The sequence below is a fragment of the Deinococcus aerophilus genome (assembly GCF_014647075.1).
In the GTDB taxonomy this organism is placed as follows: Bacteria; Deinococcota; Deinococci; order Deinococcales; family Deinococcaceae; genus Deinococcus; species Deinococcus aerophilus.
Genome location: NZ_BMOM01000015.1, coordinates 22,318 through 42,383, shown reverse-complemented (window position 1 = coordinate 42,383; position 20,066 = coordinate 22,318). Strand labels below are relative to the sequence as shown.

Sequence of the window (20,066 nt, the reverse complement as noted above, 5' to 3'; positions counted from 1 at the left end):
GCTTCCCACCCCTATTCTCACCTAATCCCCTGGAGGTTTCACAGCCATGAGTACCATCAACTTTGCCGCCCGCGAGATCAACTGCAAGATTGTGTATTACGGCCCTGGCATGAGCGGCAAGACCACCAACCTCAAGCAGGTGTTCTCCAAGGTGCCCGGCCACCTGCGGGGCGAGATGGTCTCGCTGGCCACCGAGGACGAGCGCACCCTGTTCTTCGACTTCCTGCCGCTGGACCTCGGCAGCGTGCAGGGCTTCAAGACCCGTTTTCACCTGTACACCGTGCCCGGACAGGTTTTTTACAACGCGAGCCGCAAGCTGATTCTGCGCGGCGTGGACGGCATCGTGTTCGTGGCCGACAGTGCCCCCAACCGCCTGCGTGCCAACGCTGAGAGCATGCGCAACCTGCGCGAGAACCTAGCCGAACACGGCATTGACGTGCGCGAGGTGCCCATCGTGCTGCAGGTCAACAAGCGTGACCTGCCTGACGCCCTGCCCACCACCATGATCCGCGCGGTCATCGACCCCCGGGGCGAGCTGCAGATGTTTGAGGCGATGTCGGACAAGGGCGTGGGCGTCTTCGAGACCCTCAAGACGGTCAGCCGCCTGGTTCTCGAACGCCTGTCCAAGAACAAGTAACAAGAACCAAGCAGGCCGCGCTCAGCGCTGGCCGGTGGGCCGGGACAGGGCCCGGTCGGTCACGAAGGTGTGCAGTCCCTGGCGGGCGGCATACTCGCGCGCGAGCCGGGCCAGCGCCGGGGTGTCGGCGTAGTCCAGGGCCACGACGGGCAGTCCCAGATCCTGAAGCCGGACCTGCCAGTAGGCGGTGTAGGCCAGCCCACCCTCGTCGTGCAGGGCATAGGCGGGGCTGTGGGTGGTGCTGAAGGCCTCGAACAGCACGCCGCTGACCTCGGGGGCCAGGTCGGGCATCAGATCGAAGCCGCGGTTGGCAAGCAGGATGGTGTCGGGGTGCCGTGAGCGCAGTTCCTGCACCCGCTCCAGAATGCCGGCGGCGGCGGCGCTGTCCAGCGTGTCCAGCAGCAGGCCGTCTGCGCCGTGGAGGGCCTCGTCGGCCCGGCGGTTCAGGGTCTCGCGCCATCCTGGATGGGCCGCGTCTACCCGCACGCTGCCCCACTCGGGATTGTCGCCCGAGTGGTATGGAGCGCTGCCCGGCACGCAGGCCCAGTCGCCCAGCGCGTGGTCCTCACCCACGCTGAGGTAGCCGAGCACCCGGGTTCCGCCGGCCCGCAGCCGGTTCAGGGCCCGCGGTGGATACAGCGTCGTCTGCACGACCACAGTCTCAAAGGTGCGCAGGGCAGCCAGGGCCCGGGGGGTGGGGGGCCCGTAGTAGATGCTCAGTGGGCGGCGCGGGCGCGGTGCGGGCCGGGTCATGGAGTGGGCTCCAGCGGCGCGACGGTCAGCGACAGGGCCTGATCTCCCAGGCGCAGCTGCGCCGTGGTCCGGGCGCCATAGGTATGGGTGCGGGCGGTAAAGGTGCGGGCCTCCCCGGACTGCGGCGGGTCCGCCACGCCGGTCAGGAACACCACCGGGGAGCCGTCCTGTCCTGCGCCCGGACCACCTCCCCGCAGGGTGACCTGTCCGCGGCGGCGGTCCCAGACCGCGCTGACTCCGTCCTTGGCCCGTTCGTGGCGGGTGCGGTCACTGACATAGGCCCCCAGCTCATTCCAGGTCAGGGTCTGCAGGGGCAGGGTGCTGTGCTGGGTGTACCGGTCCAGCATCGCCCGCACCCAGTCGGTGACCAGGCTGCGGTTCGGCGCGTACTCGCGCAGGTTGCCCTGGTGCATGTAGTGGGGCCATGCGGTTCCCGACAGCACATGAACCAGGCTGCGGGCCGTGTCCTGTTCCAGAAAGGCGGCGTAGTTCAGGGGGGCTTTCCCGCTGGGGGTACGCCGCGCGTTGAACACCCCCACGGCCTCGGCGGGGGTGGTGGCGTTGTACGGCACGTCGTTGGGCCAGCGGGGAATAAGCAGCACCTCCGGGTCCAGCGGGCTGAACACGCCGCAGTTGGGACACGCCGGGTCCCACTGGCTGGGCACGCTGTGGTTGGCCGCGAGATAGCGCACCCCCAGCTGCCGGGCCGCACGGTACACGGCCGGGTTGCCGCCTGCCAGCCCGGAGTCCTGTTTGGCCGCCCCCGGTGTCGGTGCCTTCCAGCCCAGTCCGGAAAGTTCCGGGGTGATCAGCGCCTGCGTGCTCAGCGGCAGGCCCAGTTGACGGCCGATCTCGCGGTTGTGCGCCATCTCGCTCATGGCTTTCTCCTCGGACATGATGTCCATCAGCAGGTGGTCCTTGGTGTGGTTGACCCAGTCGAAGCTGCCGGCAATGCAGCGCGTCACCGCGCTGAGCGGATCCCGGACCTCGGGGCCCGGCCGGCAGGTATCCGGCGCTCCGGGATCGGCGCCCAGCCCGTTAAAGGCCTGGGCCAGCCGGAAACTGCGGGCCACGGCGTACTCCTGGCGGATGCGGCGCTGCTGGTCCCGCAGGCTCAGGGCGTCGGCGGCGCTCAGACGGTAGTCGCGGGGCACGACCTGTCCCGTGGCCGGATCGAAGCGGTCGGCATACAGAAACCAGTCGTCCACGTCCACCTGCAAGAAGCGCCGGTACTCGCCGAGGTGAACGCCCCGGGTCAGCCACTGCACCAGACCGTGACCCAGAAACTGGGTGTGCAGCATTCCCGGGTTCTGGGCCAGCGTCAGCAGAAGCCTCTCGCGCCCGTCCGCCGTGCTGGTGGCGGCGAGCACCCCGCCCTGCGGGTCGGTGATCAGCGGCGTGGTTTCTACCCCCTGGACTGCCGTGCGCTGCGCCGGATAGCGGGCCGCCCCGCGAACGGCCAGCGGCGTGGCGGTCAGGTCGCTGAACAGCCGGCGGCCTGCCGACGTGAGGCCCACGCTGGTGTCGCCGGTCTGGACATCGCCGCCCGCCCGCAGGCCGTAGTCCTCCGGCTGAGTGCCCGGATAGCCGAACAGGGCCAGTTGTCGCACGCCGTAGGCCCTTTCGTAGGCGAACAGGGTGGCCCACTCGCCGGCATCCAGCGCGCTGCCGTACACGCCGGGAGTGGTCTCGATGCTCAGGCCGCTGCTGGTGAGCACCACCCCCTGATACCGGCCCACCCCCTGCGCGTCGATCAGGGTGGCCGCTGTCAGCGGCCGGGCCGTGACATCCAGTTCGGTGAAGGGAATGCCGTGAGAACGCAGCAGGGCGCGCGCCGTGCCTATGCCCGCGCTTTCCTGGCCGGTGTCCAGCACCAGTATTCGCAGCTGAACCCTGTCGGGCTGCACGTTGGCCGGCAGCCGCACCTGCGGGGCCGGAGCACGCAGGTGCTCACCGCTGGGGGGCTGCGTGGAAGGCGTTTGCTGGGTTGAGGTGCCCGTTTTGCAGGCCGTGAGCAGCAGCAGCGCGGCGGCGAGCAGGCGAAAGGAACTCGGCATCAACAAGGCTCTCCCGAAAGCAGGGGTGAGGGAACGGGATGAAGAAGGAGCCGCCGGGAAAAACATGTCCGGCGGCTCCAGCAGCGGTGGTGGTGTCCGGTCAGGCACGCCGCTGGGGCGCGATCCGGGTTACTTGGGGGCCACGAACACGCGGGCGGTGCCGCTGACGTTGCGGTTCTGAATCTGGTAGGCGCCGTAGGGCGTGCCCAGAATCGATCCGGTCAGCGTGACCGGGACGCTGCCTGCCGTGCTCGTCAGGGTCACCAGATTGGTCTTGCGTTCCCAGACCGCGCTCAGGGTGCTCTTGGCCTTGGCCTTCTCTTCCAGGGTCCGGCGCTGCAGGTAGTTGCCCAGGTCATCCCAGCGGTAGGTGTTCACGGGCAGCGTGCTGAACAGCGAGTACTTGCTGAGGGTCGCCTTGACCCAATCGGTGGCCAGGCTCATGCCCGGAGCATACTCGCGCAGGTTGGTTTCGTGCATGTAGTGCGGGAACGCGCCGCCGTCGAGGATGTGCGTCAGGCCCAGGTCGCTTTCCTTGTCCAGGAACTCGCTGTAGTTCAGGGCATGGTCCCAGTACGGCCGGGTGCCGCCCGGCGCGTAGATGCTGTTGTAGGACGCCATGGCCTCTTGCGGGTTGGTGACATGGTAATGCACGTTGTTGGGCCAGCGCGGCACCAGGAAGATCTTGCTGTTCATGGGATGCTGCACGCCACACGTCGGGCACGAGGCGTCCCAGTGGCTGGCGACGCTGTGGTCGGAGGCGAGGTAGCTCACGCGGCTGTTCACGGCGGCGGTGAGCACGTTGGGGTTGCTGCGTTCCAGCCCCAGGTCCTGCTTGGGCAGGTTCACGTCGTCGTCGTTGTGCGTGCCGTCATCGGTGGGGTCCATGTTGCCCAGGCCGCTGTGCTCGCCCGTCACCAGGCTCTTGCGGCTCAGCGTCAGGCCCAGCTTGTTGCCGATGTTGACGTTCTGGATGATCTGGGCGTAGGCGGTGCTCAGATTCATCACGTCCATGCGCAGGTGGTCCCTGGTGTGGTTGACCCAGTCAAAGCTGTCCTTGATGCACTTGGTGACGCTGGTCAGGCCGTCCGGCGAGCTGCTGCCCGGGTCCGTGCATGCCAGGGGCGCGTTGATGTTGGCGCCGCCACCGTTGAAGGCCATGGCGTACCGGAACCCGCTGGCCACCGGGAACTGCTGCTGGACCTGGGTCTGCTGATCGCGCAGGGACAGCATGTCCGCTGCCGACAGCCGGAACGGCGTGTTTCTCAGGGTCATGGTGTCTGGGTCCAGGTGGTCGCTGGACAGGAAGTAATCGTCGATGTCGGCCTGGAAGAAGCGCCGGTGTTCGCCGAGGTGCACGCCCTTGGTCAGCCACTGCAGCAGGCCATAGCTCATCAGCTGGGTGTGCATCAGGGAGGGGTTCTGGGCGGTGGTGACGAGCAGCCGCTCGCGGCCGTCCACGGTGCTCGTCGCGGCCAGCACCAGGCCATTGGGATCCACCATCAGCGGCGTGGTCACCACACCCGCCACCGCCTCCACGGTGGAGGGATAGGTCCAGGCGTACTGCACCGGCAGCGGGGTCCCGGTCAGGTCGCTGAACACGTTCTGTGCCCCTGGAACGAGCTGCATGGACGTGGTGGAGGTCGCCGCGCTGTTCACGGCCCGCAGGCCGTAATCCTCAGGAGACACGCCGGGGTAGCCGTACAGGGCCAGCTGGCGCACGCTGTAGGCCTTTTCATAGGCAAACAGGTCGCTCCACTCGGCGGTGTCCAGGGCGCTGGTGTAATCGGGCAGGTACAGGGCGTTGCTCGTCAGGATGATGCCCTGGTAGCGCCCGATGCCGCTGCTGTCGATCAGCGTGCTCATCGTCAGTGTGGTCTTGCTGGCGTCCAGCACGTCATAGGGCACGCCGCTTTCCTTGAGCATGGAGACGGCGGTGTCCAGGCCGTAGTCGCCCGCGCCGCTGCTCAGCACGAGCACCTTCAGGGCGACCTTGCTGGTCTGGGCATTGGCGGGCAGGGCCTGGGCGCTCAGGCGGGTGCCGCGCAGCACGGTGGCCTCGCCCAGCCGGGCATTGGTGGGCATCTTGCTCAGGTCGGGGCCGGGGGCCACAGCCGTCACGTGTCCGAAGGCGTTGCCGTGGCTATGGCCAGCGTGGCCACCGGTATCGGCCTCTGTGGAGTCAGCGCTGGAGCTGGGAGCAGGAGTCTGAGCGCAGGAGGCGAGGACCAGGGCGAGGGTCAGGGCGGACAGCAGAGTGGATCGTTTCATGAAAGGCTCCTTGGCCGATGCCGGATTCTGTCTGGAGGGCACCATCTGCAAGAGGTAGAGGAAGCGGGGCGGATCAGTTCGGCGAATGGCCGCCTTGCACGGTCTTCAGTGCACAGAAGACGGAGCGGAGTGGTCTCGGGGGCCGGACTCGGGGGAAAGGTCAAGCAGGGCGCGCAAGGAGTCTTCCAGGGTGTACTGGGGCGTAAAGCCGCTGCCGAGCAGCCGGCTCAGGTCGGCGCGCTGGTACGGCACGTCGCCGCTGCGCGGACTGCCGGGGGCGTCTTCCAGCACCTCGCCGTGAAAACCGGTGAGCTGGGCCAGACCCTCGACCAGATCGCGCACGGGCCGGGCCTGACCGCTTCCCACGTTGACCACACCCTGCAGATCGCTGTCCAGGGCGTGCAACACGGCGCGGGCCACATCACGGGCGTCCACAAAATCGCGCTGGGCACCCAGGGGGCCGAACTGCACTGTGGCGGCGCCTTCGCGGGCGGCCCGGGCCAGCTCCTGGGCGGCCCGTCCAGGCAGGGTTCCGGCCCCCAGCCCCGCGCCCAGCGGATTGGTCAGGCGCAGGGCCGCCGCGCGCACGCGCCCGGACCGCACCGCTTCCTCGATGAGGACGGTCGCCGCCAGCTTGGAAGCCCCGTAGGGCGAGCGCGGCGCGGCCACGTCGTCCTCGCGGGAGGCGTGTCCCTCGGGCGTGCGGCCATACTCGGCCGCCGAGGCCAGGTGAACCAGCTTCACGTCGGTCTGGGCCGTGGCTTCCAGCACCTGTGCGGGCAGCAGGACATTGGCGCGGGTGAGTTCCGTCAGGCTGCCGCCGGTGCGGCCCGCCGCATTCACCACGCCCGAGGTGTCGTCCAGCCAGCGGGCCCAGTCGGCCTCAGAAGCGGCCGTCAGGTCGCCCGGCGGGGGTACGCGCACAGCCCGCCCCTCCGCTTCCAGGGCCGCGACCACCTGTCCGCCCAGGAAGCCGCGTGCGCCCAGCACCAGGACGGGGGCCGCGTTGGAGGAAGGGGCGTGCGTCACGTTAATCGGCGGCGCTCAGGGCGAAGTGGGGCAGCAGCACCGGAGCCATCTGTTGCCACTGCTGGTTGGCCATGTCGTAGTCCTCGGGGCGGCCGATGTCCAGCCAGTACCCGCCGAACAGGTCGCTGCCGGGCCGCTGGCCCTCGGCCAGCAGATCGAGCATCAGCGTGTCGAAGCCCAGCACCTGACCGGGGGTGTAGCGCCGCAGCGTCTCCTTGGTCATGGCGTAGATGCCCATGCTGACCTGAAAGCGCACCGTGGGCTTTTCACGGAAGGCCACGATCTGGTCGCCGCTCTCGGTCACGTCCAGCACCCCGAACTCGCTCTTGATCTCGCGGTTGTAGGTCGAGACGGTGACCGGACCGCCACTCTGAACGTGCTTTTTCAGAAACGCGCCGTAGTCCAGGTTGGTCAGCACGTCGCCGTTCATCACCAGAAAGTGCTCGGGCAGATCGTCGAGAACCTGCAGCACCGGGCCGATGGTGCCCAGAGGCGTGTCCTCGTCGGTGTAGGTCACCTCGAGGCCGTAGCGGGTGCCGTCACCGACAAACGCGCGAATCAGGTGGCCCATGTGGCCGATGGCCAGCGTGACCGAGTGGAAGCCGTTGTTGTGCAGCTGGTGCAGCACAATTTCCAGAATCGAGTAGGTGTCCCCGATCGGCACCAGGGGTTTGGGAACACAGGTGGTGTAGGGGCGCAGACGGGTGCCTTTTCCTCCGGCGAGAATCACTGCGTGCATGGGGCGCTCCTTTTCCTGCCAGGACGGGCAGGCGCGGGCGTGGGGCGTACGAAGGGACGGGGGCGTCAGGAGGAGGGATGGGAAGGGGAATTAAAAAGGGGGTTAAACGGTGTATTCGCCTACGCGGTAGCGGGCCAGGTTGGCGGGATCGGTAAACCACTGGGCGGTACGTGCCAGGCCCTCTTCAAGCCGGACCTCGGGCTGCCATCCGGTCAGAGCGGTAAGTTCGGTGTGGTCGGCGAGCAGGCGCATGACTTCGCTGCCTTCGGGGCGCAACCGCTGGTCTTCCTGGGTCACGTTGAGGTCGGCGCCCATCACCTGACCGATCAGCTTCACGGTGTCGCCGACGGTGATCTCGCGGCCCGAGCCGGCGTTCAGGGTGCGGCCCAGCACCGTGTCATTGGCCTCGCCCACGGCCCGGAAGGCGCGCGCGGTGTCCGAGACGAAGTTGAAGTCGCGGGTGGGGCGCAGGTCGCCCAGACGGATCTCCCGCCGGCCCGCCGCCACCTGGCTGATGATGGTGGGAATCACCGCGCGCGCCGACTGACGCGGGCCGTAGGTGTTGAAGGGACGCAGCGTGACCACCGGCAGCCCGAAGCTGAGGTAATAGCTCTCGGCGAGCTTGTCCGCGCCGATCTTGGTGGCCGAGTACGGCGACTGGCCCTGCAGAGGGTGGGATTCATGGATGGGCGCGGTACGGGCGGTGCCGTAAACCTCAGAGGTGGAGGTATGGATCACGCGGGCGGTGCCCAGGTCACGCGCCGCCTCCAGCACGTTGAGGGTGCCGGTGATGTTGGTCTCCACGTACGAGCGCGGCGCGACGTACGAGTACGGAATGGCGATCAGGGCGGCGAGGTGGTACACCGTGCGGGCGTCGCGCATCAGCGCACGGACGCTGCCCGCGTCGCGCACGTCGCCCAGCTGCACCTCGACGTGTTCAAGGACGTCGCCGCTCAGGGTGTCGAGCCAGCCGTACGAGCCCTGCGAGTTGTAGATCGCCATGGCGCGCACGCGGTACCCGGCACGCACGAGCTCCTCGGTGAGGTGCGAGCCAATGAAGCCGTCTGCGCCGGTCACGGCGACCAGGGGACGGTCGGAGGCGGTGGCGGAAGGAGGGGTGGGAACAGCAGTCTGGGTCATCGGTAGCTCCGGGGGTCAGAAAGGGCCTGGACGGTGGGCAGCATCAGGGTGAGGATCAACACGGCGGCCAGTACGGCCAGGGAAACGTTGAGGAACAGTCCGGCGGCGCACAGCGCCCAGATGCCGGAAAGGGGACGGGTCAGGCGCTGGTTGGACAGCCACGCGCTGAGCAGCAGGGCCGCGCCGAACAGCGGCACCAGATACAGGGCGCCGGGCTGCGGCTGAATGCTCTCGGGCAGCGGCAGGGCCAGCGCCAGCGCGGTCCACAGGGCCAGCGCCACACCGTAGCCGCCGGTGCACAGCAGCACCGCCCACAGGCCGGTGCGCCGCAAAGCGCGCAGGTTCCGGCTGCCGCGGGTGGCCGTCTTGAGCCAGTCCTGGGCGTGCCAGACCCCGGCTTCCAGCAGGCCGGCGCTGAGCACGATGGGCAGCAGGGTCCAGGCGCCCAGCCGGAAGGTCAGCACCACGAAGGCGGCGGCCATCGACCAGCCGTAGACGGCGTGGTGCAGGTGCGGGCGCAGGGTGGACCAGCGGGCGGGCAGCAGACCGACCGGGCGGGTGGCGTGCAGGGCCACGCCGGCCGGAACCAGCGCGAGCAGGGCCAGCGCGGCGGCTGTCACTGCCACGGACGGCCACACCAGCAGCAGCAGCGCGGCGAGCACCGGCGCGGCATACGACGCGATCAGGGGCACGGTCCGGCCCAGCGACAGCAGGATGCCCGACGCCGCGATGGCCAGCGAGACCGCGCCGCCCATCAGGGCGCCCACCAGGGCAGTGTCGGCGCCAATCAGTGTGCCGGCGCACAGCGCTCCGCCCAGCACCCCGACCACTCCGCCGATCAGCAGGGTCATGCGCAGGGCGCGCCCCGGGACTGCAAAGGGCTCGCTGTAGCGCACGCCCGCCACCGCCATGGTCCAGCCCCATCCGAAAGCCGAGGCGAAGATGAAGGCCGCCGCCGCGCCCATTCCAAGCTGCTGGGCAATCAGCAGGCCTGCCACCCCGGAGGGCAGGTAGAGGGGACCGCGCAGCAGCATCTGCCACGGAAAGTTCGGGGCCACCGTCCACGCCACGCGGTTGGCGGCCCGTCCGGTGCCTTCCTGGCGGTAGAGCAGTTCGGCCGCGCTGAACAGTCCCGCATGCCCCCGGGTGTTTTTCAGGATGTCGTCGCCCACGCCATCGGCTTCCATATACGCGGCCAGTTCCTCGACGTCGAGGATGTGTTCGCGCTCACGGGCCAGGTGGCGGTCAATCTCGAGCAGGCGCCCGGACAGCACCGGCCGGGGGGTGGCCAGATGCCCGGGCAGCTGGTGCGGCGCGGCGCGGGTCACAGGCCCCTCCCGGACATGGCAAATGGGTAGGCCCGGCGGTAGGCGGTCAGGCAGCCGTCCAGCGTGAACATCTCCATGACCCGCGCCCGTGCGGCGCGGCCCAGCCGGGCGCGCAGTGAGGCGTCGTCCAGCAGGCGCGACAGGGCGCTCGCCACACCCTGATGGTCGCGGGGCTGCACGATCAGGCCGGCCTCGCCCACCGCCTCGGGAACGCCGCCCACCCGGGTGGCCACCGGCGGCCGGCCCATAGCCATGCCCTCCAGCACCGTGTACGGAAAGCCCTCGCTGACGCTGGTGAGGGCCACCACCTGTCCGGCGCGGTAGGCGTCGGTGATGTTCTGGACCCGGCCCTCGAAGGTCACGTGGTCTTGCAGGTGCAGCTCGTGGGTCAGGCCCTGACACTTGCGCAGGTAGCCCTCGTTGCCGGCCGGCGTGCCGCCGAACAGCCGCAGCCGGGCTCCCGTGTTGTGGCGGCGCACCAGATCGAAGGCGCGGATCAGGGTCTCGATGTCCTTGAGGGGATCGATGCGGCCCACCCAGCTCACCACGCTCTCGGCCGGCTCCTGATCGGCGATCGGGAAGATGTCCGGGTCAATGCCGTTGTAAACGCACTTGATCTTGTCCGGGTGCGCGCCCAGCCGCTCTTCCCAGCGCCGGTTGTAGTGCGAGCCGGGCAGCACAAGCACTGCCTCGCGGTACGCCAGGCTGCACAGCAGGCGGTAAAAGCGCAGCAGCATGCTCTTGTACCCGGGGCTGTAGGAACCGCCGCGGAACTCGAGATAGCGCTCGCGCATATAGACGCCGTGCTCGGTGAGCATGAAGGGCGTTCCGTGGGTCCACTGGCCGTTCAGGGCCAGCAGTGCGGCAAATCCATTGCTGACCGCGTGGCCGATCTGGGCCTCGGGGGCGGGGTGGGCCAGCGGACGCAGGGCGTGTTCCAGCCAGACGTGAACATCCAGGGCGTCGGCCACTGTGGGCATGGGCAGCCGGGGGCCGCCGCTGTCTGCGCTGTCGCGCTGCGCGGCGGCGTGCGCCGACCACAGCTCCAGTGTCAGGCGCGAGGCGCGGGCGGTGTCCAGCAGCGCCGTGAAGCTGCCCTGGCGGCCCAGCACGCTCAGGGCCTGCAGCGCGGTGCCGAATGCGTCGAGGTTCATGGTGCACAGGCCGTACAGCAGGTTGCCGTAGGCCTCGTACACCTGTTGCCGGCGTTCACGGCTGGGCCGACCGGCGGCCGGCACGTCTCCCCACAGCGGAACCTGGGTGTATGAGACGTTCGCGGGTACGGTGAGGGCGGGGCGTACAAACGGCAGCCCGGAGATCGCCTGCACCTTGAACTCATGGTCGGTTAATCCGTTGACCAGCTGATCGACCCACACGCTGACGCCACCGTGGGCCTGAGGATAGGTTCCCTCGGTATAGAGGGCAACGATGGGTGGCGCTGAGGATGTGAGGTTTGTCATCTGTAAGCTCCGGCTTGCGTAACGATTCGCACACTGTGACGGCGAAAATTTCAAGTGACCCTACCCAAACAGGTGACGGTTGAGAGGAATTATACACTTTTTACCGAACTGTGTGAAAAATATTGATCTGTCATGCTCCGGGTGCGTCCCATTGGGGGGTTGAAATCTGTCGCTCACTGGTTCATTCAGCGCCGTGCCGGCCATATAGATGCAAGACATAACGACTTAATGATGAGGAAAATAAATTTCCTTTCATTTAAGAATCATCTTCGACTTTTTCATCGGCTGGCGGCTGATCGGCGGCTGCTGAATGATATTGATGCGAATGCCATGTTTTTTAATGAGAATGGTCTCTCGGTATATTCAGAAAGCGGGGTGATGGAACTCTTCTCATACAGCCCGTGTGCGCAGAGACCTGACTTGGTGGCCCGCGCCGTCGCTGCGGCGCTGTGGTGGCCCGCCGGTAACACCTGAGTGCCATTGTTCCTAGGCACCATGATCAGGCCATGATCGGGCGGCAGCGCGGACCCTGTGCTGGCGCGGTGCGCGGCGGCGGCGTCCTTTTGAACGGCCCTGTCCCTGCAGGACTGCCTATACCTGCTCTCATGAGTGGTTCTCATGTGTTGAAGAAGCTCATCGTGCTGGGTTCAGCGACCTCTGGGGTCGGGGAGCCAGCCTCAATCCAGTCCCTACTTCCCGACGCAGAAGTTACGGAACACGGCGTCCACCACGTCTTCCTGAACGTCCTGCCCGGTCAGCTCCGAAAGGGCGCGCAGAGCCTCTTCCAGCTCATAGCTGGCGAGTTCGTCGGGCAACTGCGCAGCCGCCTCGACATGGAACAGCGCCCGCCGCGCCGCATCGGCCTGCCGTTCGGTGGTCAGCCACGCTTCTCCACGGGCGGCGTCCCCCAGCAGCGCCCGGCCGACAGCCTCACGCAGTTCGGGCAGGCCTTGTCCGGTGCGGGCGCTGACCCCCAGCACCCCCTCGGCGCTCCACGCCGCCGGCAGGTCGGCCTTGGTCCGCAGGCCGATCACCCGGGCCCCCTGCGGCCACTCGGCCGACTGCAGGGGTGTGGCGGGTTCGCGGGGCACGCTGCCGTCTTCCAGCACCAGCACCAGGTCGGCGGCCTCTGCCAGCGCCAGGGCCTGTTTTACCCCCGCCGCCTCAATGTCGTCCTCGGTCTCGCGGACGCCGGCGGTGTCGACCAGGGTGACCGGAACGCCCGAGAGTTCCAGCCCCGCTTCCAGGTAGTCGCGGGTGGTGCCGGGGATGGGGGTCACGATGCTGCGCTCATAGCCGACCAGCGCGTTGAGCAGACTGCTCTTGCCCGCATTGGGCCGGCCGATCAGCGCGAGGCGGGCGCCCCGGGTTGCCACCTGTCCGGCGCGGGCGCTGCCCAGCAGGGTCCGCAGCTGGGTGGTCGCGGCGGCCAGCGGCGCGGCGCGGTCCTCGTCGGGCACGCCTTCCTCGGGGTAATCCAGCATGGCCTGCAGCGCCGCGAGGGTCCGGATCAGCTGCGCGGCGATGGCCGCCACCTGGGTCCCCAGCGCTCCGGCCAGACCCAGGCTGGCCTGCCGCCGGGCCGCGTCGGTCTGGGCCTCGACCAGATTCAGCACGGCTTCGGCCTGTGCCAGGTCCAGCCGGCCGGCCAGGTAGGCCCGCAGCGTGAACTCGCCGGGCCGGGCCGGACGCGCCCCCAGTTCCAGCGTGCGCGCCAGCACGCGGCTCAACACTGCGGGGCTGCCGTGCGATTGCAGTTCCACCACGTCGTCCCCGGTGTAGCTGTGGGGGCCGCGGAACACCAGACACAGGCCCTCATCCAGCACCTCGGGGGCCGTGCCATCGGCCGGGGACGCAGCAACCAGCTGGCCGAACAGAAAGCGCCCGCCCGCCACGCGCGAGGGTCGGCGGCGGCCCCGGAACAGACCGTCGGCCACCTCCAGCGCGCGCGGTCCGCTGACCCTCACGATGCCCACGCCCGCGCTGCCCGGCGCGGTGGCAATGGCGGCGATGGTGTCGGACAGTCCGGAGCGGCTCACGGGGCGCAGGCTAACAGGCGCGGGGGCCGGGCATGGTGGGCCGCGCCGTCCAGACGGAGCCGCAGAACGCCCCACGCGAAGGCGACCTGACTCACACCCGTGGCCACGCGCGGCCTGTTATGCTGCTTTGCTTGAAGCGGGGCCGCAGACATGGTGTCTGGAAGTCAGCCCCAGGAGCCGGACCACCGCGGTGAAGGCACAGCGCCAGCAAATGCACGGCGCCAGCACGGACGCCGCCGGGGGCCACGAGGGGTGATTCTTTGACGGCAGCCACAGTTCTTCCAGAAACCTATCCTGCACCGATCAAGTCGGTGGAAACGGACAGCCCGGCGGCCCGCGCGGGCGTGCGCGCCGGCGACGTGCTGCTGCGCGTCAACGGCGAGGCCGTGACCGACGTCCTCGCGTACCGGCACGCGCTGTCGCAGGGCCGGGCCACGCTGGAGATCGCCCGCCCCAGGGAAGCTCCCCGCGCCATGACCGGGGTGCCCGGCACCGCGCAGGACCACCACCGCCTGTTTCTGCCCGCACAGCCCAGCCTGGAAGACACCTTCACCTTCGAGGTGGAGTGGGAGGACCCGGGCCTGGATTTCGAGGAAGTGCTGTTCGACGGCATCAAGAAATGCGCCAACAAGTGCGATTTCTGTTACGTCCACCAGATGCCGCGCGGCTTTCGCAAGAGCCTGTACATCATGGACGACGATTACCGCCTGTCGTTTCTGTACGGCTCGTTCGTCACGCTGACCAACCTCACCGAGGGCGACATCAACCGCATTCTGGACGAGAACCTCTCACCGCTGTATGTCTCGGTCCACACGGCCAACCAGGACCTGCGCCAGGACATGATGAAGTGGTGGAAGCTCAAGGTGAAGGATCCGCAGGCGGTGCAGATCCGCGGCATGATCGAACGCCTGGAGTCCATCGACCTGTACACCCAGATTGTGCTGGTCCCTGGGCGCAACGACCGCGAACACCTGGACGACACGGTGGAATACCTGTCCAGCCGCCCCAACGTGATCTCGGCGGCGGTGGTGCCCATCGGCCTGACCTCGCACCGCACCAACCTGCCCGACGTGCGGACCTTTCAGAAGGAGGAGGCCCAGGACAGCCTGAGGCGCCTGAACGTGTGGCGCAAGAAATTCCTGGCCGAGCGCGGCACCCGCTTTATCTTTCCCTCGGATGAGCTGTACCTGCTTGCCGGTGAGCCGCTGCCCACCGAGGAGGAGTACGAGGGCTTTCCGATGCTGGAAAACGGCGTGGGCATGATTCGCGACTTCCTGACCGAGGGGTTGCCCGAACTGCCCGCCGAACTGCCCGAACCGCGCCGGGTGATCCTGGGCACCGGCACACTGTTCGCCGAGTCCCTGGACCGCGCCGTGGAGCCGCTGCGGGCCATCCGGGGCCTGACGCTGGAAGTGCGCGGCGTCACCAACAAGACCTTCGGGCCGGTGACCACCGTGGCGGGTCTGCTTACCGGGCGCTGCTTTCGCCACGCGGTGAAGCCCGGCGAGGCCGACCTGCTGATCGTGCCGCCCACCACCCTGCGCTACGGCACCGAGCTGATGCTCGACGACGTGAGCCTGGATGAACTGCGTCAGGAGTTTCGCATGGACGTGCGCGCGGGCGGCGCGACGCTGGGCGAACTGGCCCGCGTGATTCTCGACGGGGCTCAGGGCAGCGGCCACCAGTGGGGCATGAGCGCCCACGCCGTCAAAGACGGTGGCCCGGCGGCCCCCGAAACCGAGCGGCCCTCCACCGGAGTGCGCGGGCAGGCCTGAGCGCAAGGCTGCCCTGCGTGGACCCCGACTGTCTAGGCAGCCGGGGTCCACGCCATTGCCGGAAGGAGCGGGCCACCGCAGACTCCAGGGCATGTTCGATGGGTTCAAGAAGTTTCTGCTGCGCGGCAACCTGATTGATCTGGCCGTCGGCGTCATCATCGGGGCCGCTTTCAGTGGGGTGGTCACCGCCTTTACCCAGGGCGTGATCATGCCCATCATCGGGATTTTCGGGGGCGTGCCGAACTTCGATACGCTTCAGTTCACGGTGAACGGCAGCATCTTTAAATACGGCACCTTTCTGACGGCGCTGGTGAATTTCCTGATCACCGCCTCGGTGATCTACTTTCTCGTCCTCGTGCCGGTCAACCGCCTGATGGAGCGCTTCAAGCGCGAGAAGAAGGCGGCGGTTACTGAGCCCTCCAACCAGGAAAAGCTGCTCGCGGAAATCCGCGACGTTCTGAAGGCTTCCCGGCCGGCGGGGCAGGAGGGGGCCACGCCGCCGACGTCTCCCCACTCCTGAGGTCCGGTCCTGAGGATCCGGGACGCGGCGCAGGTGGTGCGGACAGGCCGGACCTCTGGCTGCCGCTGCCGGCGTAGCGTGGAGGCATGACTGACGACCAGCCGCAGCGTTCCCCGACCCCCGGTACCCCGCATGTCGAGCGCGGGGGAGAGGACTCCACCGGTCCCGGGAGCTGGAGCTACGAGACCACCGCCGTACAGTCGGCCATTCCGCGGGGCCTGGGCCAGACCATCGGGATTCCGATCCACGCGGCCGCCGCCTTCCAGTTTGAGACGCTGGAGGAGGCGCAGGAGGAGTTCCAGAACAACACCGGCCTGAGCTACGCCCGCCTGCAAAATCCCACGGTACGTGCGCTGGAGGCGCGTGTGAGTGCGCTGGAGGGGGGCGCGGCCACGGTGGCGGTCGCCAGCGGGCAGGCCGCCACGTTGACGGCCATCCTGAGCGTGTGCCGGGCCGGGGACCACGTGGTTTCGGCGTCCAGCCTGTTCGGCGGCACCACCGGCATGCTCAGCAACATCCTGCCGCTGATGGGCATCCGGGCCACGCTGGTGGAGAACACCCCACAGGCCGTGCGGGCCGCGATGCAGGACAACACCCGGCTCGTGTGGGCCGAGATGATCAGCAACCCCGCCGGGGACATCGCCGACATTGAGCCGCTGGCACAGATCGCGCACGAGCACGGCGCGCTGCTCGCCATCGACAACACCTGTGGCGGCGTGGGGTTTCTGTGCCGCCCGCTGGAGCACGGCGCAGACATCGTGTCGCAGTCGCTGACCAAGTGGGCCGGTGGACACGGCAGCGTGCTTGGCGGCAGCGTCACGGTGGGCACCCACCAGGAGCTGGGCCGCCTGCCAGTCTTCACCGAGGGTGGGACAAACAGCGTGCTGCATCTGCGCGGCGACGCGGCCCTGGCGTGGCGGCAGCGCTGGCTGGGCGCGCACCAGCTGGGCATGACGCTGGCTCCCCACAGCGCCTTCCTGATCGCGCAGGGCCTGGAGACGCTGCCGCTGCGCCTGTCACGCGAGAGCGAGAGCGCCCTGGCGCTGGCCCGGTGGCTGCAGGTCCATCCGGCGGTGGGGCAGGTGAGCTATCCGGGGTTGCCGGAGCATCCCTTCCACGCCCAGGCGCAGCGGTACCTGCGCGGCGGGTTCGGGGCGGTGCTCACCTTCGAGGTGCCCGATCCGGCGGCGTTCCTCTCGCGGCTGCGGGTGCTGAGAATCGCCCCCAACCTGGGAGACGTGCGCTCGCTGGTGGTGCATCCCTGGACGACCACCCACGGCCGCGTGCCCGAGGCCGCCCGCCACGCCGCCGGAGTCACGCCGCAGACCATCCGCATGAGCGTGGGCGTGGAGGCCCTGGCCGACCTGCAGGCCGACATCCAGGGCGCCCTGTCGGTGTAGGCCGCGTGGGGCTGGGGGAGGAGGGGCCGGCCATTACAGCCAGGGTTTGTGGCCGGCCAGATACTCGCGCTCGAAGTCGGCGTCGGATTTGGTAAGGTACAGGACACCCTCGATCAGGCCGAGGACCCCCAGCGCGGTGCTGATCAATCCGGCGAGCGGAACCGTGATGATCAGCCCCAGGCCCAGCGTGACCACGCCCAGCAGCAGGGCCAGAACCCACACGCCGATGTTGGTCCCCAGGATGATCGCGCCCTGGGTGTTCAGGCCCAGGTAGAACTTGTGGATGCCCAGGCTGCCCAGGACGATGGCGAGGAGTCCGGCGACCAGCCGCTTCTGGGCCACGTCCCCGAAGTCTGGACCCGTGACCTGGGGAGACGGCACCGGTTGCCGCTGCGGATCTCCCCAGGACCCGAAGCCGCGGGCCGGCCCGCTGGAGTCTGCTTCGGCGGTGGCTCCGGTGGCCCAGCCGTCTGACCGGGGGGGGGCGGTGGGAGGTCGCGACGGGCTGGGGCGGTCCTGGGCGGGGCCGTGGCCCGGAATCCGCAGGTCGTCGCTGCCCGCCGGCGACTTGCTGAGGTCGGGGCGCGGGGAACCGGAGAACGCGGGTGGATCGCGGTCGGCTGTGCCCCTTGCCGGGGTGCCCAGCACCTCGTCCACCCAGGAGGGCGCGTTGCCCTGCGGTGTGCGCGAACGGGTCGTTCCGGGCTCCCGGGTGGTGGGGGTCGGCTCGGGGCCAGCCGGGTCGGAACCGGTCCCGTTCGGGGAGGGCTTGCCATCCGGGTTCGTCATATCGCACATTACGCGCTCATGGACGCCTGGGTTGCGTCCACCAAAAGTCAGCTTTCCGGCTCCGGGGCGGCGCGCCGCCCGGTGGCGATCAGCACCGGCAGCGGTACGGTCAGTGGCCCATCGGCGAACAGCGCGCGCAGTTCGGCCAGGTGATCGGCCTGGACCCGGCGGCGCACTTCAGGGAGCAGGCCGGGCAGGGGCCCACCTTCCATGCCGGCCTCGATGTCGGCCCAGCGGGCCTCGGGCGTCGGGAGGGTGTAGGGCAGCTCCTCAAGGTCGGCCCGCACCTCGGTAAAGCCCGCTGCCCGCAGCAGGTCGGCCGCCACCTCGGGAGAGGGCAGGCGGCCCAGCGGCGGAAAGCCAGGGTTCACGCCGACTGCCCCCAGCGCCGTGCGCCAGCGCTCCGGCAATTCGCCCATCAGGCCCTGGCCGAACGAGGAAAAGGCCACCCGTCCGCCCGGACGCAGCACCCGCCGCCACTCGCGCAGCGCCGCCTCCATATCGGGCACGAAGAACAGGCCCGAGGCGCAGGCCACGCCGTCAAAGGTGGCGTCGTCAAAGGGCAGCGCCGTCGCGTCGGCTTCCACGAAAGACAGTGTGGGCTGCCCGGCAGCCCGGGCCCGCGCCACCGTCAGCATGCCCGGTGACAGGTCGGCGCCCACCACCCGGCCCTGCGCTCCTACCTCCCCGGCCAGGGCCAGGGCCAGCGTGCCGGTGCCGGTCATCACGTCCAGCAGGGTCTCGCCGGGCGCGGTCCCAAAACGCCCGGCCAGATGCCGCGCCGTCAGCGACAGAAAACCCAGGCGGTCGTAGCTGGGGGCCAGCGCGTCGAACAGCCGGGCGTTGTGCCGGGTACGTTCTGTGGGGTCCATGCTCCAGCTTAAACCCACGGCGGGCGGGGTTACTTGCGCTTGCCTCCGGTCAGTCCCAGCAGCCGCAGCACGATCACGGCCGGCACTGCCAGCACGGCGGTGAGCGCGTTCCACAGCGTGGAGCGCACGCTGGGCAACAGCCGGCCCTGCGCGCGGGTGGGCACCTCGGGAATCACGCGCGGCAGCCGGGCCGTGTCCAGCATCTGGCCCAGGCGGCCGGGCAGGGCGGGTCTGTTCGGCTCCGTGTGGCGCTGCGCCTCGCGCTCCTGCTCGGTGGGGGTGGGATCAATGTGCGCTCCCTTGCTGGCCAGCGCCGCCTTCTTGTCCACGCTCGCCGCGCCCCCCGCACCCGAGCCAAACTTCTGCGAGTACACCCAGGTGACCTCCGCCCCGAAGAAGAAGATCATGCTGGAGAAATAGATCCACAGCAGCAGCACCACCAGCGAGCCGGCGGCCCCAAAGGCGCTGCCCGGCGCGGCGCGGCCCAGGTACAGGCCGATGCCGATCTGCCCGATGGCGAACAGCACCGAGGTGATGGCCGACCCGATCCAGACCTCGCGCCACTGCAACCGGACATTGGGCAGCGTCTTGTACAGCGCGGCGAACACCACCGTCAGGATGCCGGCGCTGACGGCGAACGTGGCGATCCGCACAAACAGCGTGCCCAGCCCGATGGCTTCTCCCAGGTGTTCGGCGATGGCCGAGAGGTAGGTGTTGCCGATCAGGAAGGCGATGATGATCACGCCGATCAGCAGGACCAGCCCGAAGGAGATCAGCCGGGACCTGATCACGTTCAGCACGCCGTTGCCGGGAGCGGGCTCGGCGCCCCACAGGGTGTTCAGGGCGTCTTGCAGCTGCACGAACAGCCCCGTGGACCCCATGAACAGCGTCACGAAGCCTACGATGCTGGCGAGCAGGGTGGACTGTTGCAGCCGGCTGCCGTCGGGCACGATGCCCTTGACGAACTCCACGGCGCTCTGGTTGAGGTTCTGAGCGAGGAACTCGAACAGCCGCTCCTGCACGTTGGCGTTGGCAAGCAGTCCGCTGGCGACGGCCAGCACGAAAAACAGCAGCGGCGCGATAGCGAAGATGGCGTAGTACGCGATGGCAGCGGCCAGCCGGGGTGCCTTGTCCTGACTGAAGGCCAGCGCGGACTCGCGCAGCAGGCTGAGCAGATCGGCGGGCTTGAGCTTCACCCCCGCAGTGTAAGGGGCCTCCGGCGCGGCATCTGCCGAAACCTGTTTAGAGAAAGTGGCG

17 protein-coding genes are annotated in these 20,066 nt (G+C 68.7%); 5 read left to right on the top strand and 12 right to left on the bottom strand.

Going from position 1 to position 20,066, the window contains the following annotated elements; genetic code table 11:
- Positions 1–46: 46 nt before the first annotated feature.
- Positions 47–637, top strand: a complete 591-nt coding sequence (gene mglA, locus IEY21_RS10300; protein ID WP_188904095.1) for a GTPase MglA — start codon at positions 47–49, stop codon at positions 635–637.
- 21 nt (positions 638–658) lie between these two features.
- Here mglA and IEY21_RS10295 read toward each other — a convergent pair whose 3' ends face one another.
- From IEY21_RS10295 to pelF, 8 genes are all read right to left on the bottom strand, one after another.
- Positions 659–1,390 carry an endo alpha-1,4 polygalactosaminidase gene (locus tag IEY21_RS10295; protein WP_188904093.1) on the bottom strand — a complete coding sequence of 244 codons (732 nt, stop codon included), beginning with the start codon at positions 1,388–1,390 and terminating at the stop codon, positions 659–661.
- A complete protein-coding gene (locus IEY21_RS10290; RefSeq protein WP_188904091.1) occupies positions 1,387–3,447 on the bottom strand; it encodes an Agd3-related carbohydrate-binding protein in 2,061 nt (686 codons plus the stop codon). Before IEY21_RS10290 ends, IEY21_RS10295 begins: the two co-directional genes overlap by 4 nt.
- Before the next feature lie 129 nt (positions 3,448–3,576).
- Positions 3,577–5,718, bottom strand: coding sequence for an Agd3-related carbohydrate-binding protein (locus IEY21_RS10285; protein WP_188904089.1), 2,142 nt, complete (start codon positions 5,716–5,718; stop codon positions 3,577–3,579).
- A gap of 105 nt (positions 5,719–5,823) precedes the next feature.
- The gene (locus tag IEY21_RS10280) at positions 5,824–6,747 is read right to left on the bottom strand and encodes an NAD-dependent epimerase/dehydratase family protein (RefSeq protein ID WP_188904087.1); all 924 of its coding nucleotides are present in this window, start codon (positions 6,745–6,747) and stop codon (positions 5,824–5,826) included.
- 1 nt (position 6,748) lies between these two features.
- Positions 6,749–7,486 carry a nucleotidyltransferase family protein gene (locus IEY21_RS10275; RefSeq protein WP_188904085.1) on the bottom strand — a complete coding sequence of 246 codons (738 nt, stop codon included), beginning with the start codon at positions 7,484–7,486 and terminating at the stop codon, positions 6,749–6,751.
- Positions 7,487–7,588: 102 nt separating this feature from the next.
- Entirely contained in the window at positions 7,589–8,626 is a 1,038-nt protein-coding gene (locus tag IEY21_RS10270; protein ID WP_188904083.1) for a GDP-mannose 4,6-dehydratase, read from the bottom strand.
- Positions 8,623–9,954, bottom strand: a complete 1,332-nt coding sequence (locus IEY21_RS10265) for a hypothetical protein (RefSeq protein WP_229753023.1) — start codon at positions 9,952–9,954, stop codon at positions 8,623–8,625. Before IEY21_RS10265 ends, IEY21_RS10270 begins: the two co-directional genes overlap by 4 nt.
- Complete coding sequence (gene pelF, locus IEY21_RS10260; RefSeq protein WP_188904081.1) at positions 9,951–11,414, bottom strand: GT4 family glycosyltransferase PelF; 1,464 nt, start codon at positions 11,412–11,414, stop codon at positions 9,951–9,953. The genes IEY21_RS10265 and pelF overlap by 4 nt, the downstream gene beginning before the upstream one ends.
- A gap of 159 nt (positions 11,415–11,573) precedes the next feature.
- Between pelF and IEY21_RS10255 the strand changes: the two genes are divergently transcribed.
- A complete protein-coding gene (locus tag IEY21_RS10255) occupies positions 11,574–11,888 on the top strand; it encodes a hypothetical protein (protein ID WP_188904079.1) in 315 nt (104 codons plus the stop codon).
- 215 nt (positions 11,889–12,103) lie between these two features.
- On the opposite strand, the gene mnmE is transcribed toward IEY21_RS10255, so the two are convergent.
- Positions 12,104–13,453: a tRNA uridine-5-carboxymethylaminomethyl(34) synthesis GTPase MnmE gene (mnmE, locus tag IEY21_RS10250; protein ID WP_188904077.1), complete on the bottom strand. Its 1,350-nt coding sequence runs from the start codon at positions 13,451–13,453 to the stop codon at positions 12,104–12,106.
- A 260-nt stretch (positions 13,454–13,713) separates the two neighbouring features.
- Between mnmE and IEY21_RS10245 the strand changes: the two genes are divergently transcribed.
- The 3 genes from IEY21_RS10245 (at position 13,714) to IEY21_RS10235 (ending at position 17,148) form a co-directional block, all read left to right on the top strand.
- Positions 13,714–15,228, top strand: a complete 1,515-nt coding sequence (locus tag IEY21_RS10245; protein ID WP_188904075.1) for a DUF512 domain-containing protein — start codon at positions 13,714–13,716, stop codon at positions 15,226–15,228.
- Positions 15,229–15,319: 91 nt separating this feature from the next.
- On the top strand, positions 15,320–15,748 hold the full coding sequence (gene mscL, locus IEY21_RS10240; protein ID WP_188904073.1) for a large conductance mechanosensitive channel protein MscL: 429 nt from the start codon (positions 15,320–15,322) through the stop codon (positions 15,746–15,748).
- An 86-nt stretch (positions 15,749–15,834) separates the two neighbouring features.
- The gene (locus IEY21_RS10235; RefSeq protein ID WP_188904071.1) at positions 15,835–17,148 is read left to right on the top strand and encodes an aminotransferase class V-fold PLP-dependent enzyme; all 1,314 of its coding nucleotides are present in this window, start codon (positions 15,835–15,837) and stop codon (positions 17,146–17,148) included.
- 33 nt (positions 17,149–17,181) lie between these two features.
- Here IEY21_RS10235 and IEY21_RS10230 read toward each other — a convergent pair whose 3' ends face one another.
- From IEY21_RS10230 to IEY21_RS10220, 3 genes are read right to left on the bottom strand one after another with little or no spacing between them, the layout of a single operon-like run.
- Positions 17,182–17,937, bottom strand: a complete 756-nt coding sequence (locus IEY21_RS10230; protein ID WP_188904070.1) for a TM2 domain-containing protein — start codon at positions 17,935–17,937, stop codon at positions 17,182–17,184.
- A gap of 47 nt (positions 17,938–17,984) precedes the next feature.
- A complete protein-coding gene (locus IEY21_RS10225; protein WP_188904068.1) occupies positions 17,985–18,809 on the bottom strand; it encodes a methyltransferase domain-containing protein in 825 nt (274 codons plus the stop codon).
- Positions 18,810–18,838: 29 nt separating this feature from the next.
- Positions 18,839–20,005: a YihY/virulence factor BrkB family protein gene (locus IEY21_RS10220; RefSeq protein WP_188904066.1), complete on the bottom strand. Its 1,167-nt coding sequence runs from the start codon at positions 20,003–20,005 to the stop codon at positions 18,839–18,841.
- Positions 20,006–20,066: the final 61 nt, after the last annotated feature.

What these genes read in the sequence shown, in the direction of transcription:
- mglA (WP_188904095.1), top strand. Translation starts at nt 47, where the DNA reads ATGAGTACCATCAACTTTGCCGCCCGCGAGATCAACTGCAAGATTGTG.
- IEY21_RS10295 (WP_188904093.1), bottom strand. Translation starts at nt 1,390, where the DNA reads ATGACCCGGCCCGCACCGCGCCCGCGCCGCCCACTGAGCATCTACTAC.
- IEY21_RS10290 (WP_188904091.1), bottom strand. Translation starts at nt 3,447, where the DNA reads ATGCCGAGTTCCTTTCGCCTGCTCGCCGCCGCGCTGCTGCTGCTCACG.
- IEY21_RS10285 (WP_188904089.1), bottom strand. Translation starts at nt 5,718, where the DNA reads ATGAAACGATCCACTCTGCTGTCCGCCCTGACCCTCGCCCTGGTCCTC.
- IEY21_RS10275 (WP_188904085.1), bottom strand. Translation starts at nt 7,486, where the DNA reads ATGCACGCAGTGATTCTCGCCGGAGGAAAAGGCACCCGTCTGCGCCCC.
- IEY21_RS10270 (WP_188904083.1), bottom strand. Translation starts at nt 8,626, where the DNA reads ATGACCCAGACTGCTGTTCCCACCCCTCCTTCCGCCACCGCCTCCGAC.
- pelF (WP_188904081.1), bottom strand. Translation starts at nt 11,414, where the DNA reads ATGACAAACCTCACATCCTCAGCGCCACCCATCGTTGCCCTCTATACC.
- mscL (WP_188904073.1), top strand. Translation starts at nt 15,320, where the DNA reads ATGTTCGATGGGTTCAAGAAGTTTCTGCTGCGCGGCAACCTGATTGAT.
- IEY21_RS10235 (WP_188904071.1), top strand. Translation starts at nt 15,835, where the DNA reads ATGACTGACGACCAGCCGCAGCGTTCCCCGACCCCCGGTACCCCGCAT.
- IEY21_RS10230 (WP_188904070.1), bottom strand. Translation starts at nt 17,937, where the DNA reads ATGACGAACCCGGATGGCAAGCCCTCCCCGAACGGGACCGGTTCCGAC.
- IEY21_RS10225 (WP_188904068.1), bottom strand. Translation starts at nt 18,809, where the DNA reads ATGGACCCCACAGAACGTACCCGGCACAACGCCCGGCTGTTCGACGCG.